This window comes from Pseudoalteromonas sp. T1lg10 (genome assembly GCF_002964545.1).
Lineage (GTDB): Bacteria > Pseudomonadota > Gammaproteobacteria > Enterobacterales > Alteromonadaceae > Pseudoalteromonas.
Genome location: NZ_PQBV01000051.1, coordinates 226,661 through 243,017 on the forward strand (window position 1 = coordinate 226,661; position 16,357 = coordinate 243,017).

17 protein-coding genes are annotated in these 16,357 nt (G+C 51.2%); 12 read left to right on the forward strand and 5 right to left on the reverse strand.

Translation table 11 applies throughout. The features are described 5' to 3' along the window. Positions 1 to 42: 42 nt before the first annotated feature. Positions 43 to 1,335, forward strand: a complete 1,293-nt coding sequence (locus tag C2M17_RS14235) for an alkaline phosphatase (protein WP_105201385.1) — start codon at positions 43 to 45, stop codon at positions 1,333 to 1,335. 94 nt (positions 1,336 to 1,429) lie between these two features. Here C2M17_RS14235 and C2M17_RS14240 read toward each other — a convergent pair whose 3' ends face one another. The 4 genes from C2M17_RS14240 to C2M17_RS14255 all read right to left on the reverse strand — a co-directional run bounded on the left by C2M17_RS14240 (position 1,430) and on the right by C2M17_RS14255 (position 6,512). Continuing rightward, on the reverse strand, positions 1,430 to 2,596 hold the full coding sequence (locus C2M17_RS14240) for an EAL domain-containing protein (protein ID WP_105201386.1): 1,167 nt from the start codon (positions 2,594 to 2,596) through the stop codon (positions 1,430 to 1,432). Continuing rightward, a complete protein-coding gene (locus C2M17_RS14245; RefSeq protein WP_105201387.1) occupies positions 2,596 to 3,513 on the reverse strand; it encodes a hypothetical protein in 918 nt (305 codons plus the stop codon). The genes C2M17_RS14240 and C2M17_RS14245 overlap by 1 nt, the downstream gene beginning before the upstream one ends. Positions 3,514 to 3,912: 399 nt before the next feature. Then, positions 3,913 to 4,599, reverse strand: a complete 687-nt coding sequence (gene tsaB / locus C2M17_RS14250) for a tRNA (adenosine(37)-N6)-threonylcarbamoyltransferase complex dimerization subunit type 1 TsaB (RefSeq protein ID WP_105201388.1) — start codon at positions 4,597 to 4,599, stop codon at positions 3,913 to 3,915. A 2-nt stretch (positions 4,600 to 4,601) separates the two neighbouring features. Beyond that, positions 4,602 to 6,512 carry an ATP-dependent DNA helicase gene (locus C2M17_RS14255; protein ID WP_105201389.1) on the reverse strand — a complete coding sequence of 637 codons (1,911 nt, stop codon included), beginning with the start codon at positions 6,510 to 6,512 and terminating at the stop codon, positions 4,602 to 4,604. A gap of 168 nt (positions 6,513 to 6,680) precedes the next feature. Between C2M17_RS14255 and C2M17_RS14260 the strand changes: the two genes are divergently transcribed. The 11 genes from C2M17_RS14260 (at position 6,681) to C2M17_RS14310 (ending at position 15,567) form a co-directional block, all read left to right on the forward strand. Further along, on the forward strand, positions 6,681 to 7,082 hold the full coding sequence (locus tag C2M17_RS14260) for a hypothetical protein (RefSeq protein WP_105201390.1): 402 nt from the start codon (positions 6,681 to 6,683) through the stop codon (positions 7,080 to 7,082). A gap of 485 nt (positions 7,083 to 7,567) precedes the next feature. Next, positions 7,568 to 8,467, forward strand: coding sequence for an ATP phosphoribosyltransferase (gene hisG, locus C2M17_RS14265; RefSeq protein ID WP_105201391.1), 900 nt, complete (start codon positions 7,568 to 7,570; stop codon positions 8,465 to 8,467). Positions 8,468 to 8,473: 6 nt separating this feature from the next. After that, on the forward strand, positions 8,474 to 9,769 hold the full coding sequence (gene hisD / locus C2M17_RS14270) for a histidinol dehydrogenase (RefSeq protein WP_442792608.1): 1,296 nt from the start codon (positions 8,474 to 8,476) through the stop codon (positions 9,767 to 9,769). A gap of 26 nt (positions 9,770 to 9,795) precedes the next feature. Next, a complete protein-coding gene (hisC, locus tag C2M17_RS14275) occupies positions 9,796 to 10,866 on the forward strand; it encodes a histidinol-phosphate transaminase (protein ID WP_105201684.1) in 1,071 nt (356 codons plus the stop codon). Between the two features lie 26 nt (positions 10,867 to 10,892). Continuing rightward, the gene (gene hisB / locus C2M17_RS14280; protein WP_105188956.1) at positions 10,893 to 11,954 is read left to right on the forward strand and encodes a bifunctional histidinol-phosphatase/imidazoleglycerol-phosphate dehydratase HisB; all 1,062 of its coding nucleotides are present in this window, start codon (positions 10,893 to 10,895) and stop codon (positions 11,952 to 11,954) included. Continuing rightward, the gene (gene hisH, locus C2M17_RS14285; RefSeq protein WP_105201392.1) at positions 11,951 to 12,541 is read left to right on the forward strand and encodes an imidazole glycerol phosphate synthase subunit HisH; all 591 of its coding nucleotides are present in this window, start codon (positions 11,951 to 11,953) and stop codon (positions 12,539 to 12,541) included. The genes hisB and hisH overlap by 4 nt, the downstream gene beginning before the upstream one ends. Positions 12,542 to 12,550: 9 nt before the next feature. Further along, complete coding sequence (locus C2M17_RS14290; protein ID WP_105201393.1) at positions 12,551 to 13,285, forward strand: 1-(5-phosphoribosyl)-5-[(5-phosphoribosylamino)methylideneamino]imidazole-4-carboxamide isomerase; 735 nt, start codon at positions 12,551 to 12,553, stop codon at positions 13,283 to 13,285. Next, complete coding sequence (hisF, locus tag C2M17_RS14295) at positions 13,267 to 14,046, forward strand: imidazole glycerol phosphate synthase subunit HisF (RefSeq protein ID WP_105201394.1); 780 nt, start codon at positions 13,267 to 13,269, stop codon at positions 14,044 to 14,046. Before C2M17_RS14290 ends, hisF begins: the two co-directional genes overlap by 19 nt. Next, positions 14,037 to 14,645 carry a bifunctional phosphoribosyl-AMP cyclohydrolase/phosphoribosyl-ATP diphosphatase HisIE gene (hisIE, locus tag C2M17_RS14300; RefSeq protein WP_105201395.1) on the forward strand — a complete coding sequence of 203 codons (609 nt, stop codon included), beginning with the start codon at positions 14,037 to 14,039 and terminating at the stop codon, positions 14,643 to 14,645. The genes hisF and hisIE overlap by 10 nt, the downstream gene beginning before the upstream one ends. A gap of 144 nt (positions 14,646 to 14,789) precedes the next feature. Beyond that, positions 14,790 to 15,296: a hypothetical protein gene (locus C2M17_RS14305; RefSeq protein WP_105201396.1), complete on the forward strand. Its 507-nt coding sequence runs from the start codon at positions 14,790 to 14,792 to the stop codon at positions 15,294 to 15,296. Between the two features lie 73 nt (positions 15,297 to 15,369). Continuing rightward, the gene (locus C2M17_RS14310; RefSeq protein WP_105201397.1) at positions 15,370 to 15,567 is read left to right on the forward strand and encodes a hypothetical protein; all 198 of its coding nucleotides are present in this window, start codon (positions 15,370 to 15,372) and stop codon (positions 15,565 to 15,567) included. Positions 15,568 to 15,570: 3 nt separating this feature from the next. On the opposite strand, the gene C2M17_RS14315 is transcribed toward C2M17_RS14310, so the two are convergent. Further along, entirely contained in the window at positions 15,571 to 16,347 is a 777-nt protein-coding gene (locus tag C2M17_RS14315) for a class I SAM-dependent methyltransferase (protein WP_105201398.1), read from the reverse strand. Positions 16,348 to 16,357: the final 10 nt, after the last annotated feature.

Below are 16,357 nucleotides of genomic sequence, written 5' to 3' on the forward strand. Positions count from 1 at the left end.
TCTAGGGTATAGAATGGCGGCAACTGACAATAGGACTTTGACATGAAACCAACATTTTCTTTGGCTGCCCTTTCCTTCGCCAGCTTTTTTGCCAGCGCCGATGCGCCAACACCAAAAAATATAATATACATGATTGGCGATGGCATGGGACCTGCCTACACCACAGCTTACCGCTACTATCAGGACGACCCAAGCACAGCCGCTGTTGAGGCCACCGTCTTTGATTCTATGCTCACAGGTATGGCGCACACCTACCCGGATGATGACACTGTGGTGACCGACTCTGCCGCCGCTGCCACCGCATTGGCAACGGCAACCAAGACGTATAACGGTGCGGTTTCCGTAGACGCCCAAAAGCAAAAATTAAAAACCATGCTCGAAATCGCCAAGGAAAAAGGCATGACCACGGCTTTGGTGGTGACATCGCAAATAAACCACGCGACGCCCGCCAGTTTCACCGCTCATAATGAAGCCAGATACAATTATGACGCCATAGCCAACGACTATATCGATAATAAAATCAACGGCAAACTACCGGTAGATCTTATGCTTGGCGGCGGCACCCAGTACTTTATCCGTGAAGACCGAAACTTAGTCAATGAGTTTATCGCCGCCGGTTATCAGTACAGCGACAGCTTTGCCCAACTAGAGCAAATCGAACAGGTACCGGCCCTGGGTCTGTATGCCGCCAAAGGTCTGCCCTTTGCCCTTGATAGTGACCCGCTACGTTTATCTAAGATGGCTCATAAGGCCCTGTCTTTGTTAGAGCAAAACGAGCAGCCATTTTTTATGATGATCGAAGGCAGTCAAATCGACTGGTGCGGCCATGCCAATGATATCGCCTGTACCATGGCGGAAATGCACGACTTCGCCGAAGCCATCAAGGTCGCCAAGGACTTTATAGCTAAAAACCCCGATACCTTATTGGTGGTTACTGCCGATCACTCCACCGGTGGTTTAACCATAGGAGCTAAGGGTCAGCGTAAATGGCAGGCGGATGTGATTAAGGGCGTACAAGCCACCGCCGAGGTGATCGCCGAGCGCCTCATGACCAGCGACAATATGCAGGAGCAATGGCAGGCCGACACAGGCATGGCCTACACCAAAGATCATGAGGTGTTACTCACTCACGCTAAACAAGTGGATGAAGAGGCACTGGTGTTGACGGTGAAAAAACTTATCAACGAGGCCAGCTTCACCGGTTGGACAACCTCAGATCATACCGGCGTAGATGTGCAGGTGTTCGCTCATGGTGTGGGTCGCGAGCAATTTAACGGCTCACAAAATAATGTTGATATCGCCATAAAGTTAATATCATTTATTAACAAACAATAACAATGTTGATATCTATGTAATATTGGGTTACTGTTGAACTTGCTTGTTAACATAGTTTAACAACCCTACTGAAAACTGAAGACTCAAAAGCCGCTCATAGAGCGGCTTTTTTACTTTCGGTGGCAGGTAAATCCTGTTTGATTGGCACAGGAGTCGCCGAACCCTGCTCGGCAAACTTAAGTATTGCCTGCTCCAACGTCAGTGGGCGATCAAAGTAATAGCCCTGTAACTGCTTGACCGGTAAAGGGGTAATAAAATTGGCATGAAAGTCTGTCTCTATGCCCTCGGCCACTACCTCAAAACCCAGCTTATGACACAATTGCGTCAGGCTTTGATAAAGAATAATGGCCGGATCATTCTCATCAGTGGGTAACAGGCTACGATCGAACTTAATGGTGTCGACATTGAGTTTACTGAGCAAACTCAAACAGGAGTAGCCGGTGCCAAAATCATCCACTGCGCAGCGGATCCCCTCGCTACGCAATTTCGCCACTATCTCCTGGGTGCGGCTAAAATCATCTACATAGGAAGACTCCAAAATCTCCACTTCCACTTGTTCGGGAAACTTGCTGAAAGCGCGGATCACCCGCTTGTAGCGACGATAGATCAGGTTGCGCGGAGAAATATTAAAGCTGATTTTAGGCGCCAACTGGTAGCGATGAAATTGCTGCAGATCCAACTCCAATTGGTCAATTACAAAGCTGTCGACCACATCCATCATTTGAAAACGGTCCAGCACCTCGATAAACCAGGGGCTGATAATGGTGCCATCGCTTTGTTTATGGCGCAGCAGCGCCTCAAAGCCAAGGATGCGCTTGCTCCGCTTACAGATTTTAGGCTGATAATACAGGCATAAGGCACCCTCTTTCAGGGTTTCTATGACCTCGGTCAGGCGCTTTTGCTCGGCAAATTTTTCGCTGTCTCGTTTGGCAAAATGAGTCTCCGCCTGGCGCTCGAGTTGGCGCCCGGCACTCACCCTTTTAACCAGCATATCCAGTTGTCGACCACTGACATTGTGCTCTCTATTGGCCTTTACAAAGGGCAGATAGATTAACGTGCTTAACGCAATAAGCAGCGCCTGCCAAAGTACCCCAGTTATACTGCCGGTGGCCAAATAGCCACTCATAAACACAGGTGTAAACCAGGGAATATCCGCCCCGGCAACCAGAGGCAACCAGCCTTGGCCGATCATCAGGTTACTCAGCAAGGCATTAACCAAGGGCACCAGGATAAAGGGCACAACAAAATAGGGGTTTAACACTAAAGGCAAGGCGTAAACCAGGATTTCGCTAAGGTTAAACAGGGCCAGCGGCGAGCCGGCCTGGCAATACTGGCTTCATGAGTACCCCGCCCCTGCATTAGGCAGGCAATCAGCAAACCCCAGATACAACCGGAGCCACCGAGCAAAACAAAGGCATTGAGATAACTTTGCCCGTCCATAGCAAAGCTCAACATATAGTCGCTCATCTGCGGCGCTGCCATAATCTGATAGGCATGGTCGCCATGAATGCCAAATAACCACAGCACATGGGCGCTCAACAGCTGCATGGTGAGCTTTTCATTGCCGCTCCACTGACTCTGCAGCTCGTTGAGCTGACTAAGTGCCGAGCCAAGCATGGAATCAACCATGGGGAACAGCATAAAGGTGGCAAGCACCACCAGAATATAGGGAAACATTAAATTCAGGTGCTTGACCAAAAACAAGCTGATATTGCCAACGGGCATAATACGCAACCAGCGCGCACGCAAAATGGCACGCATGGTATAGCAACAAAAAATGGGCATTACTATGGTGTAGAACACACCGGCACGATTGTTAATCCCTATGCTGCCATCATCGAGCACATAAATATAACCTGTGGCCAGGGTAAAACAGGTAAGCACCAAAATAGGCACGGCTATGCTGTTTAGCTTGAGGTTTTTGGCCAGGTAATAACTAAAGGAAAGCAAGGTGGTCAGGGGAAACAAGGTCCAGACCAAGACATTAAACGTGCTCAAAAATGCATAGCGAGCGCCCAGGTCTTCATAATTCAACCAGTGCGTAACCAGGGTTACCAAAGCTGCCATCACAAAAAATGGGATCAGGGCAATATACCCCTCTCGCAAGGATAAAATGACCGTATTGGCGGCTAGTTTGGCTGCTCCACGGGTAAACACGGCAAATACGCGTTGGTGCACAATAGTACTAACTTATTATTATTTTTTATTTGTTCTTAAAGTAACCCTTTATGGTGATATTGTCCACATATTAACAATGTATTATCACAATTCGCGAAATGTAAATATGCTTAAGTGATAACCGTTGCCATCGGTGAAAAGCCGACGTTTTGAACTTACATGCACAGAGGGTCCAGGGCTTGTACTTCTGCACGGCCTTGTAAAAAGACATATTCAGGGTAAGGAACAATGGCGACGCTGTTACGCGCCCCACTTTATTGGTGCACAAGAATGCGCGCACCTGGGGTTAAAGCTGATGCGCACTTGGTGAAGCTTGGCTGATAGGGCAAATGATCTGTGTTGGCTTATGACAAAAACCAGTTTTTAACAGTGATCAAGAGCCCCTGGTTAGCGCAATAATTATTCTCGACCCGGTAACTTCTTCCAGGTTACTGTGTCGCGTACATACACTGGCTGCGCCGACGCCGCATCGGCGACATTGCCCTTGGCGAATTCACTCGCCAACAGAGGCAACATATAGCGGCTATCGGGCAAGGTGATCTCCTTATCCACTTCAACCTGGCTCAAACTTCCGGCCAGCTCAGTATAGGTTTGCCACCCCGTACCCACGGCCACTGCAGCGCTAAATGGGCTGGTCACGGCAGCAGGTTCTAGCACCTGTTGTTCACCAACTAACTGAGCTAAACCGTCTTTTTCCTCATAGGCACCAAGATATACCTCACCCATGCGCGCATCTATGGCCGCCAATACTTTGCTGGCACCACGCTCGCTAATTGCCTGCTGCGCCATCATAGCCAGCGATGAAACACCTATCACCGGAGTCTTGGTAGCAAAAGCCAAACCTTGGGCAACAGAAACACTGATACGAACCCCGGTAAAACTGCCTGGACCCTGACAATAACCAATCACATCCACATCCTGAATATCGCAATTTGCCTGTTTGAGCAGCGCATCGATTTCATCGAGAATACGCTGGCTGTGCTGCTGCGGGCACACTTCAAAAAAGTGATAGAGTTTATCCTGATGCGATAAGGCAAGCGATAAGGCTTCGGTCGAGGCGTCAAGGGCTAGGATGGTTTGGCTCATAGTTACTCTATAGTTTGTAAAAAGGCGGTCACTTGATTCATGTCGCGACAACGACGCATATTGGGCAGGCTTTGTAAAAACACCTGGCCATAGTCTCGGGTCACAACGCGGTTGTCACATAATACTAAAACACCACGATCTTGGCTATCGCGGATCAGACGGCCAACCCCTTGTTTTAGGGCGATCACCGCCCGTGGTAATTGAATTTGCGCAAAGGGATCGCCGCCACCACGTTCGCATTCCTGCATGCGTGCCTGCAACAGGGGATCATCCGGGGCAATAAAGGGTAGCTTATCGATCACCACACAGCTAAGGGCACTGCCGCGCACATCCACCCCTTCCCAAAAAGAGGCGGTGCCCATTAATACCGCATTACCATGGCGGGTAAAACGTTCCAGCAACAAGCGCTTCGACATCTGCCCTTGAACAAAAACAGGATACTCCATTTGCTGGCATAACACCTCGGCCACCATGTACATCACCCGGTAGGAGGTAAACAACAAGAAGCAACGGCCCTTGGCCGCCTTAATCACCTGCTGGCAAATTCCCACCAAGGCACGCGGCATTTCCGGGGAATTGGCAGGTGGTAAATAGCGAGGCAAACAAAACAGCGCCTGTTGCTGATAATCAAAGGGACTGGCCAACATCAACTGATGCGATGGGGACAAGCCCAGGGCATCGCTAAAATGGGTCAAATTATTGTTGACCGACAGGGTTGCCGAAGTAAATACAAAACCGGCCTCGCGCTCGGCCAGCATGGCTTTAAACTTGGCAGCAATATTTAAAGGCGTGATATGAATACTGACATGGCGGCGGCTGGCCTCATACCAGTAGCTATAACCGCTTGGGGCAACATCGAACACCCGTTCGAATTGTGCTATCAGGCTCATCAATCGCTCTAACAAGGGCTCCACCAGCTCACTGCGTTCCAGGCCAAGTTTAAGCACCTGGTTTAAAAACTGCAGATCTTTACTGACTCTGTGCACCGCATCACACAAGGACTTGTTGCTTAACGCCTGCCGCCAGTCGCCGCGTCCGCCGTCATGGGGTAATTGCAGGCGCAAATCCAGGGTTGCCGCTTCAAGCTTATCCAGGGTTTTACCCAGTTGCAGCATATCCCGTAATTCGGTGCGATAGAGCATGCGGGCGTCGGTGATAAAGGCAAACACCTTTTTCGTTGATACACTTTCGCCAAAATAATCGCTGGCGATATCCGCCAATTGATGGGCTTCATCGAAGATATAACCATCGGCGCCGGGTAATAATTCGGCAAAGCCGCTTTCTTTGACCGCCATATCGGCAAAAAACAGGTGATGGTTAATGACCACAATATCCGCCTCGGCGGCACGCAGGCGGGCTTTGCGAATAAAGCAGGCATCGAAGTCCGGACATTCCTTGCCCAGACAATTATCTGCGGTGGAAGTGACATAGGGCAGCACCTTGGCATCGTCCTCTATGCCCGGGCAGTCGGCGATATCGCCGCTGCGGGTTTCCCCGGCAAACTTAGCCACCATGGCCAGTTGATGCATAATGTCAGTGTCATCGCTGGGCACATGAGCGACATGCTGGTTCAGACGATAATGACACACATAGTTGCTGCGCCCCTTAAGCAGAGCTTTTTTCTTGGCACTGCCAAGGGCCTTGTAGACCGTGGGTAAATCGCGGTGATAAAGCTGCTCTTGCAGGGCCTTGGAGCCGGTGGAAATGATGTATTTGCCCTTGTTGGTCAGTGCCGGCAGTAAATAAGCAAAGGTTTTGCCTGTACCTGTTTCCGCTTCAACCACCACCTGCTCAGCATTTTTAAGCGCCGAGTCACACACTCTGGCCATATCAATTTGCGCCTGGCGGGGACGATAGCCCTTAAAGGCCAGCGCCAAAGGGCCTGTGGGTGAAAAAAGCTGCTCTATGCTCATAGTGGGATTAAATTAAAGGCGCCAGCAAAGACAAAATAGGCGCCGATCATAGCCGAAAATTAAATCTACTCCAAATTGCGTCTCAAGACTTGGCTTTGTACCTGTTTTTATGTACCCTAGCGCATGTTCAATTTATAAACTAACAGTCTGAACTAAAAGGATTTATCTATGAACAAAATGACTATCACCTGTGCCCTTGCGGCGGCAATCACTTTAGCTGGTTGTGGCAGCACTCCTCCTCGTGTGGCACAAGAAAAAGTGGTGACCATCAATGGCGCCGAGATGACTTTTGGCGGCGTCTACAATGTCGATAAAAATAACCTGGAATTAAGCATTAACGGCGAGCCGGTGATGAAAGGTCGCTTCGCTCCTTATACCCCAACGCTTAACCTAAGCACAGATTATCAAGGTGAAGATATCAGCAGCTATTGCTACTTTGGCTCTGTATTACAAGAGCGCGGCGGCAAGTTTGGCATGATAGCCGGTATGATCCAGGCCTCGCAGCAAAAATCTGGCGACAAATGTGAGATCAAAGTAGCCGGTGAAATCAAAGAGCACCTGTACTTCTAGGCGCTAGTTACGCCCAGACATCAAGGCGAGGAGAAACATCCTTGCCTTACTCCCGCCCCCATGTACATCAAGTCGCTTTCTCTCATTCAAAAACCTTAGCAAACTGCTCATCCTTAACCTCGAAAAGATCAAATAAACCCTGGCGTTACACTCCTTATCACTTTGATAATACTGGTTATATTATCAAAGGTTATAGATTAGACTTTAACGCTATAAAAAAATTAGTTGCAACAAATGCAAACTCTGTGCTTATCTATAAGCGAACTCAATCACCTTATTTCAGTTTAGCAACAACACGAGCGCAAACATGACTTATACACTGACAACTACTATTCATCATCATCGCCACATCATCGAATAGCCTGTCAGGTATTTCGCTGGGGGGTTATTCCTAAAAGGAACCTCCGGCGCGACTAAAAAACCAGATTCATTTTCGCCCCGAGGATCCCTCGGGGTTTTTAGTTTTTTAACTTAGGAAATGAATTATGAGCAACACCAACCGTTTACGTATCGCAATCCAAAAATCAGGGCGCTTGTCTAAAGACTGCCAAGAACTGCTTAAACAATTAGGCATCAAATTAAATCTGCGCGAACAACGCCTTATCGCCCACGCTACCAATATGCCCATAGATGTACTAAGAGTACGGGATGACGATATTCCGGGTTTAGTAATGGATGGCGTTTGCGACTTGGGGATTGTCGGCGAAAACGTACTCGAAGAAGCCCAGGCCGAGCGTGCCCGCGGTGGCAACAAAGGTTCGGTGAAAAAGCTGGCCAAGCTCGACTTTGGTTACTGTCGTCTGGCGCTGGCCTGGCCACAGGAGCTTGGTAAACAGGATAAATCCTGGTTTGCCGGCAAACGAATTGCCACCACCTACCCCGAGATCCTAAGCAAATACCTCGAGCGCGAAAACATAGATGCCAGCGTGGTGATGCTAACCGGCTCGGTCGAAGTCGCCCCACGTGCAGGTCTGGCCGATGCCATTTGCGATCTGGTCTCGACCGGCGCCACCTTGGAGGCCAATGGCCTGATGCAGGGCGACACCATTTTAGAGTCCAACGCCTGCTTGATCCAAAACGAAAACCTAGCGGATGCAGACAAGCTGGCACTAATCGACAAACTCATGCCTCGCCTTCGCGGTGTAAAACAAGCCAAAGAAAGCAAATACATCATGATGCACGCCCCTAAAGCCAGGCTTGATGAGGTGTGCGCCCTGTTACCCGGCACGGGTCAACCTACCCTACTGGCTTTGGCCGGCAGCGAAGAGTACGTGGCCCTGCACATGGTCAGCAGCGAGACTCTGTTTTGGGAAACCATGGAATCGCTAAAAGCCCTCGGCGCCAATTCCATCCTGGTTATGCCCATAGAAAAAATGATGGAGTAACGGCCCGTGATTGACTGGAATACCCTTAGCCCAGCAGCACAAAAAGTGATGCTACAGCGCCCGGCGGTGAGCGCCGCCGATGACGTACGCCCCGTGTGCGAGGAAATACTCAAGCGCGTACAAAGCGATGGCGACAGCGCACTTCGCGGCTATGCCAACCGCTTTGATGGCCGTGCAACCGATGCACCGCTGCTTTGCAGCGACCTTGATTTTGCCGACGCCGAGCAAGCGCTCGATCCCGAACTAAAGGATGCGATAAAACAGGCGTACAATAATATTCGCCGTTTTCACTTGGCCCAGGTGCCAAAGAACATCAGCCTAAGCACCCAGCCCGGAGTGGCCTGTGAGTTGCGCTACCAGGCCATCGACGCCGTCGGCATATACGTGCCAGGCGGCAGTGCGCCATTGCCTTCCTCGGTATTGATGCAAGGTGTGCTGGCGCAAATTAGCGGCGCGCAGACTGTGGTGCTGGCCACCCCGGTCAAGGGCGATGCTGCTATTGCCCCGGCCATCCTCTACGCGGCAAGCCTCTGCGGCATTAAGCTGGTGCTGCAAATCGGTGGCGCACCGGCCATTGCCGCCCTGGCCTACGGCACGGAGACCGTGCCCCAGGTGAATAAGATTTTCGGCCCGGGCAATGCCTATGTGACCATGGCCAAGCAATTGTGCGCCCAGCAGGTGCCCGGGTTAGCCATAGATATGCCCGCCGGACCTTCGGAATTGTTAGTCATCGCCGATGCACGCGCCAATGGCGAATTTATTGCTGCGGATCTGCTATCTCAGGCGGAGCACGGCCCAGACTCTCAGGTTATTCTCCTTAGCGACAGCGCCGAGGTGATCGCAGCGACAGAAAAGGCACTGGCAGAGCAATTAAAAACCCTGCCACGCGCCCAGATTGCCAAAGCAGCCCTTGAAAACTCAGCACTGTTCAAGGTGCAAAGCATTGCCCAGGCCGTGGAAGTCTCCAATTTATACGGGCCTGAGCACCTGATCCTGCAACTTGGCGAAAGCGCCGAGTTCTTGCCTAAGATTAAGAATGTCGGCTCGATTTTTGTCGGCGATTACACCCCTGAATCGGCCGGTGATTATGCCTCTGGCACCAATCACGTCTTGCCTACATACGGCTACTCAAAGGTGTATTCAAGCCTGAGCCTGCTTGATTTTTATCGCACCTATACGGTGCAAACCGTCACCAAAAGTGGTTTGGCCGATTTGGCAAAAGCAATTATTCCCATGGCTGCAGCAGAAGGGCTCGACGCTCACGCCAATGCCGTTCGCATCCGTTTAGGAGAAAAACAGTGAGCACCGACGTAAAACAAAGCGATACCCTGACGTTGCCACAAGGCCTACTGCCGAAAAATATTGCCGACCTCAGTGCCTACAGCTCGGCAAAGAGTGAAAAGCTCAGCGGCTCAACCTGGCTCAATGCCAACGAAAGCCCTTATAACCGCGAATATCAACTCAGTGGTCAGGCTCTCAACCGCTACCCGGATCCGCAGCCGCAGCAGGTGATCCAGGCCTACGCTGACTATGTGGGCTTAGCGCCAGAGCAGGTGGTGATGACCCGAGGCGCCGATGAAGGCATAGAGCTGCTGGTACGCACCTTCTGCCAGAGCACAAAAGACAGCATCGCCATTTTTGCACCCACCTATGGCATGTATAAAGTCACCGCCGACACCCATAATGTCGCGCTCAATACCCTGAGCCAGGAATTATTGCTCCAAGGCGAGGTGGATGAGATTTGCACCCAGGTTGGCGATGCCAAGCTGGTGTTTATCTGTAACCCCAATAACCCCACCGGCGCCTTGGTAGGCCAAGATAAAATCGCCGCCATTGCCACGCGCCTAACAAGCAGCGCTCTAGTGGTGGTTGATGAAGCCTATATCGAGTTTTGCCCTGAGCAAAGCGCGGTTTCTTTACTGGCTGACTACGCCAATGTGGTGGTGCTACGCACCCTGTCCAAAGCCTTTGCTCTGGCGGGTCTGCGCACAGGTTTTACCCTGGCCAACACCCAGGTCTTGGCACCACTGCGCAAGGTCTTAGCGCCCTACCCGGTTTCCACCGTGGTGGCCGACATCGCCGCACAAGCGCTGAGCACTGCAAACATAGCGTCAATGCGCCGTCAGGTGGACACTTTAAATGCCCTTAAATCACGCTTGCAACAATGGCTGGAACAAAGCGATGCGGTCACACGGGTGCTCAAAGGTGAGGGTAACTTTGTCACCTTGCAGCTAAAAGACAAAAACGCCATTGCCATTGCCTATCAGCGGGGCCTGGTCATGCGCCCCTTTACCCTTTATGGCCAGGACGATTGGCTGCGTATTTCCATCGGCAATGAGCAGGAGCTCGGTGAGGTCAAAGCCTGGCTGGACTCATTAACCGACTCCACTGCAAACTAATAACAAGGCACTTTTTAGGAACTAATATGAGCAACCCCTATTTATTTATTGACCGCGACGGTACCCTGATTGAAGAGCCTATCAGCGATAAGCAAGTCGACAGCCTAGAGAAATTAGCCTTGTTACCCGGTGTTATCCCAGCGATGCTCGCCCTGCAAGCGGCCGGCTATCGCCTGGTGATGGTGTCTAACCAAGATGGTTTGGGCACGGACAGTTTCCCGCAGGCGGACTTCGACGCGCCGCACAACAAAATGATGGAACTATTTACCTCCCAAGGCATTCACTTTGAAGACGTGCTGATCTGCCCGCACTTCGATGGCGACAACTGCCAATGCCGTAAACCAAAAACCGGTTTGCTGGTCGACTTAATGCGCTCAGGCAAGGTCGATATCGCCAACTCCTATGTCATTGGCGACCGTCAGACCGATATTCAACTGGCCGAAAACCTCTGTATGCAGGGCATCTTGTATCAGGATAACTGGGCGCAAATAGTCACTCGCTTGACTACCGCCGACCGCCAAGGGGCCGTCAGCCGCGACACCAAGGAAACGCAAATTGCCGTGGCGCTGAACCTGGATGCCAATAAAAGTGGCGAAATCAGCACTGGGCTGGGCTTTTTCGACCATATGCTGGATCAGATCCGCACCCACGCCAATATTTACCTGGATATTAAGGCCAGTGGCGATTTGCACATAGACGAGCACCACCTGGTCGAAGATGTGGGCATCGCCTTGGGTCAGGCGCTACGCCAGGCTCTCGGCACCAAGTCGCAAATTGCCCGCTATGGCTTTGCCCTGCCGATGGATGAATGTAAGGCCGAAGCGCAAATCGACTTATCAGGTCGCGCTTCGTTTGTGTTAAATGCCGATTTTAGCCGTGAAAAAGTCGGCGATATGGATGTACAAATGGTCGAACACTTTTTCAAAAGCCTCAGCGATAACGCCGCCCTGTCGCTGATTTTAAGTGTCACGCCTGGGAATTGTCACCACCAGGTTGAGGGCCTGTTTAAGGCCTTCGCCCGGGCGCTGCGCATGGCCATCAGCAAAGACAGCTCGCAACAAATGGCCAGCTCCAAGGGGGTTTTATGATAGCCATAATCAACACCGGCTGCGCCAATATCAATTCGGTGCGCTTTGCCTTTGAGCGTTTGCATACTCAGGTTGATGTGATCACCGACGCCGAGCAACTAAGCCGCTATGAGCGCGCCGTATTACCGGGAGTGGGCCATGCCAAGGTTGCCATGGCGCGCCTGATTAACGGCGGCTGGCAAGAAGCCATTAAGGAATACCAAAGGCCATTACTGGGCATATGTTTGGGCATGCAGTTGCAGTGCGAGCACACGGCCGAGGGCGACACCCCCTGTTTAGGCATCATTCCCGGCGCCGTCGGCGAGCTTGAGGTGGGGAATTTAAGTGCCCCGCACATGGGCTGGAATACCCTAAAGATCACCAAAACGCACCCACTGACCAAGGGTGTTAAGGATGACGATCAGGTGTACTTTGTGCACAGCTTCGCCCATGGCTGTAACCAGGCAACCCTGGCCACCAGCGAATACGGCCAAACGTTTTCGGCCATGGTCGCCCAGGACAACTACGCCGGCATGCAATTTCACCCGGAGCGCAGCGCCAAAGTGGGCGCGCGCTTACTGCAAAACTTTATTGACTGGCAGCTTTGAGGACGCATTATGATTATTCCAGCATTAGATGTATTACAACAACAAATCGTGCGTTTATTTCAGGGCAAATACGACACCGCCCAGTTCTATCCCTTTGACTTGGCCGAACGGCTCATGGAATACCAGCAACAAGGCGCACAAAAGCTGCACCTGGTCGATTTAGAAGGGGCGCGAGATCCAAGCAAAAAGCAATGGCGACAAATTCAGGCAGCCACCAAGGCGCTCAAGGTCGGCTATCAAGTCGGCGGCGGTATTCGCACCGGCCAGGATGTCGAGCAGTGGCTCACCGCCGGCGCCGCACAGGTGGTGATTGGCTCAAAAGCGGTCAATAACCAAGAGCAAGTGGCAAGCTGGATAAACCAATACGGTGCTCCGAAATTTGTCATTGCCCTGGATGTGAATAACACCGAAAAGGGCTGGATGCCCGCCACCCATGGCTGGTTGGAAAGTGGTGATGTCTCCTTGTTTGAGCTTATCAACTTTTACACCGAAATTGGGGTGAAAGACTTTTTATGCACCGACATCAGCAAAGACGGCACCATGAGCGGCCCTTCCTTTGCTTTGTACGAGCAACTGCAGGCGCATAACCCCAGTCTGCGCATTCAGGCCTCCGGTGGCGTCAGCTCAATAGCGGATATTCGTCGCTTAAAAGAAATTGGCACCCAAGGGGTGATCTTGGGCAAATCCCTGCTTGATGGCGCCTTTACGGTTGAGGAGGCACTAGCATGTTGTCAAAACGCATAATCCCTTGTTTGGATGTGAAAGACGGCCAGGTCGTTAAAGGCGTACAGTTTAAAGGCCATGAAATCGTCGGCGATATTCTTGAGTTGGCCAAGGCCTACAGCGATGCCGGCGCCGATGAGCTGGTGTTTTATGAAATCAGCGCCAGTGTAGAAAAACGCCTGCTTGATGTGAATTGGGTCGAGCATATAGCCCGACATATCGATATCCCCTTTTGCGTTGCCGGCGGCATCAAGTCCGTCGCCGATGCGGCGCGGGTGCTTGAAAGCGGCGCCGATAAAATCAGTATCAACAGTCCGGCCATTGCCCGTCCCGAGCTTATTCGCGAGTTACACGACGAATTTGGCAAACAATGCGTGGTAGTCGGCATCGACAGCTTTTTCGATGCCCAAACAGGCGAGTATCTGGTCTATCAGCTTACCGGCGATCCCAACAGTTCATCGCGCACCCACTACAATACTCTGGAATGGGTTGAGCAAGTGCAGGCCCTCGGCGCCGGTGAAATCGTACTAAACTGTATGAACCAAGATGGTGTGCGCAAGGGCTATGACATTGAACAATTAGCCAAAGTACGGGATATCTGCCATGTGCCCTTGATTGCCTCCGGCGGCGCCGGAAAAATCAGCGACTTCAGTGAGGTCTTTAAAGAAGCCCAGGTAGATGGGGCCCTAGCCGCCAGTGTATTTCATAAGAACTTGATAAATATTAACGAATTAAAACAACACCTAGCCTATAACAAGATAGCGACTCGATTATGCGAATAGATATTAGCAATGTAAGCGATGTGAATTTTGCCAAGTGCCCTTTGATCCCCGCCCTGGTGCAGGACTTTATTACCGGGCAAATTCTTATGCAGGGATTTATGGATCAGGCGGCACTCACCCACACCCTGGAGCAAAAGAAAGTCACCTTTTACTCCCGTTCAAAACAGCGTCTGTGGACCAAGGGCGAAAGTTCCGGTCACTTTTTACAGGTTGAAGCCATCTACACCGACTGCGATCAGGATTCCATTCTGGTCATGGCCTACCCCCAAGGCCCCACCTGTCACCTCGGCACCCAAAGTTGCTTTGGCGATGCCAAGCCGAGTTTGGGCTTTTTAGCCGAGCTGGAGCAAATCATTATCGATCGTAAGGATGCGGATCCACAAACGAGCTACACAGCATCACTGTTTGCCAAGGAGCTTAGCCGCAGTTGCCAGAAGGTAGGCGAAGAAGGGGTGGAGGTCGCCTTGGCAGCGATGAAAAACGACAATAACGAGCTCACCGATGAGGCCGCCGATCTCCTGTATCACTTAATTGTGTTGCTGCAGCGCCAGGGTTTATCCTTAGGAGATGTGGTAGCGCGGTTGCAGTCTCGGCATTAGCCGGGTCAGCGCCCCAAAAAGGGCCGCACTTGTAAGTAAATAGCTGTTTAGGTGGGCAATTATTCACTCTCTGGGTGTTTTACATTGCCACACCGCCCAGAGATTTTGTATGCTTAGGCTACTACAAATAAGGACCTGTTTGCCATGAAAGCAATTTACCCAGCATTAGCGGCCGTTATTCTCCTCGCCGGCTGCGCCAGCCCAGCGCAAAAACAGCAACAAACCTATGTCGATAACCTTTCTTCCTGCGACAAAATCCAAGCCTTGATGTCGGCCTATGACAATCAGTTTGATGGTTTGAAAATGGCACGCACCCAGTCCAAGTTTATCGACAGCTGGCAGGCCCGTTATCACCTGGTGGGCGACAGCTGCCACATCAGCGCCCTGCACGAGCGCACCTATGCCTATAGCTGCCAGCAAACCTACGCGGATAAAGACGGAGCCCTGGCAATCCACCAAAAAGCATCGGATTTTACTCGCCAATGCTTAGGCGAAGGCTGGTATGAGCAACAAAAAGAGTCTGAAAACTCACTGCGCACCACCTTCGTAAAAGACGACGAGACTCCGTCTGTGTCCATCCATACCGGCAAGTCGCTGTCGCGCAAAACCCCTTGGATGACGTCGTACGATATCGGCAAGGTAAAGAAATAACGCCTAAATGCACAACAGAAAAAAGCCGAAGTCAGTCTTCGGCTTATCGAAATAACAAAGGAAGTGTTTCAGGATGAGAAAGGATATCTACAATAACGGCAAGCATGCATTAGTCATTGCTGCAGGCACGGCCATTTACCAAACCATAGTTGCCACGCACACACCCATCGATTTCTATCGCCCCATCTATATCGGCCTTATTGCCTTTATTCTGCTTAGTATTGGCAGCATCATTAAAACACTGCTACTTCAGCGAGCGTCGCGACCATAAGCGTTATTCCGCAATTTTACGAGCCTTGACCCCATACACCAAGGGCACTTGCTGGCCGTTATGTAACTTCTGATAACCACGACCGGGCACCGGCTCTAACCCCTCAAAACAATTGTAGGGGCTGTAGGGATATTCGTTAAAGGCTTCGATGCTTAGGCCCGCACCTATTAAGGCGCTCATCACCTCGCTGAGCGAATGCGACCAGCACACGGTCGTTGAGGTGGTGCCATCACAATTTTCCGTGTAGGTGCCTTCTTCCTCCACATCGGGCTGCTCACTTGGAAAATAGGCGTAGCCGCTAAGCACATCGTTAATGGGATGAAACTCTACCAGGTGAAACTCCCCGCCTACTTTCAAGGCTGCGGCTATGGTCTGGGCCCACAGGGTTAAATCCGGTAACCAGCAAATGGTGCCGTAGGAGGTAAACACCAGATCGTACTGCTGGGTATTTTCCTGGCCAAAGCGATAGATATCCGCTTCGATAAACTGAGCGTCCAGCCCTAAGGCATGCTTCAAGGCGTTGGCCTGGGCGATGGCTTGCGAGGATAAATCGACCCCGGTCACCTTTGCCCCTAGGCGTGCCCAGGACAAGGTATCTTGACCAAAGTGACATTGCAGGTGAAGCAGAGACTTACCGGTCACATCACCTACCTGTTCACGTTCAATGGGATTAAGGGAACAGCGGCCATTTTTAAAAGCCTCAACGCCGTAAAATTCAGACGCTATATGCACCTGAGTTCTTTTATCCCAAGCGGCCTTATTAATTTGCAAATAATCCATGGTGTTTCCT

Bases quoted from the DNA above. Each gene is read 5' to 3' on its own strand.
- hisG (WP_105201391.1), top strand. From the start codon at position 7,568: ATGAGCAACACCAACCGTTTACGTATCGCAATCCAAAAATCAGGGCGC.
- C2M17_RS14305 (WP_105201396.1), top strand. From the start codon at position 14,790: ATGAAAGCAATTTACCCAGCATTAGCGGCCGTTATTCTCCTCGCCGGC.
- C2M17_RS14315 (WP_105201398.1), bottom strand. From the start codon at position 16,347: ATGGATTATTTGCAAATTAATAAGGCCGCTTGGGATAAAAGAACTCAG.
- C2M17_RS14255 (WP_105201389.1), bottom strand. From the start codon at position 6,512: ATGAGCATAGAGCAGCTTTTTTCACCCACAGGCCCTTTGGCGCTGGCC.
- C2M17_RS14290 (WP_105201393.1), top strand. From the start codon at position 12,551: ATGATTATTCCAGCATTAGATGTATTACAACAACAAATCGTGCGTTTA.
- C2M17_RS14260 (WP_105201390.1), top strand. From the start codon at position 6,681: ATGAACAAAATGACTATCACCTGTGCCCTTGCGGCGGCAATCACTTTA.
- tsaB (WP_105201388.1), bottom strand. From the start codon at position 4,599: ATGAGCCAAACCATCCTAGCCCTTGACGCCTCGACCGAAGCCTTATCG.
- hisB (WP_105188956.1), top strand. From the start codon at position 10,893: ATGAGCAACCCCTATTTATTTATTGACCGCGACGGTACCCTGATTGAA.
- C2M17_RS14310 (WP_105201397.1), top strand. From the start codon at position 15,370: ATGAGAAAGGATATCTACAATAACGGCAAGCATGCATTAGTCATTGCT.
- hisF (WP_105201394.1), top strand. From the start codon at position 13,267: ATGTTGTCAAAACGCATAATCCCTTGTTTGGATGTGAAAGACGGCCAG.
- hisH (WP_105201392.1), top strand. From the start codon at position 11,951: ATGATAGCCATAATCAACACCGGCTGCGCCAATATCAATTCGGTGCGC.
- hisIE (WP_105201395.1), top strand. From the start codon at position 14,037: ATGCGAATAGATATTAGCAATGTAAGCGATGTGAATTTTGCCAAGTGC.
- C2M17_RS14235 (WP_105201385.1), top strand. From the start codon at position 43: ATGAAACCAACATTTTCTTTGGCTGCCCTTTCCTTCGCCAGCTTTTTT.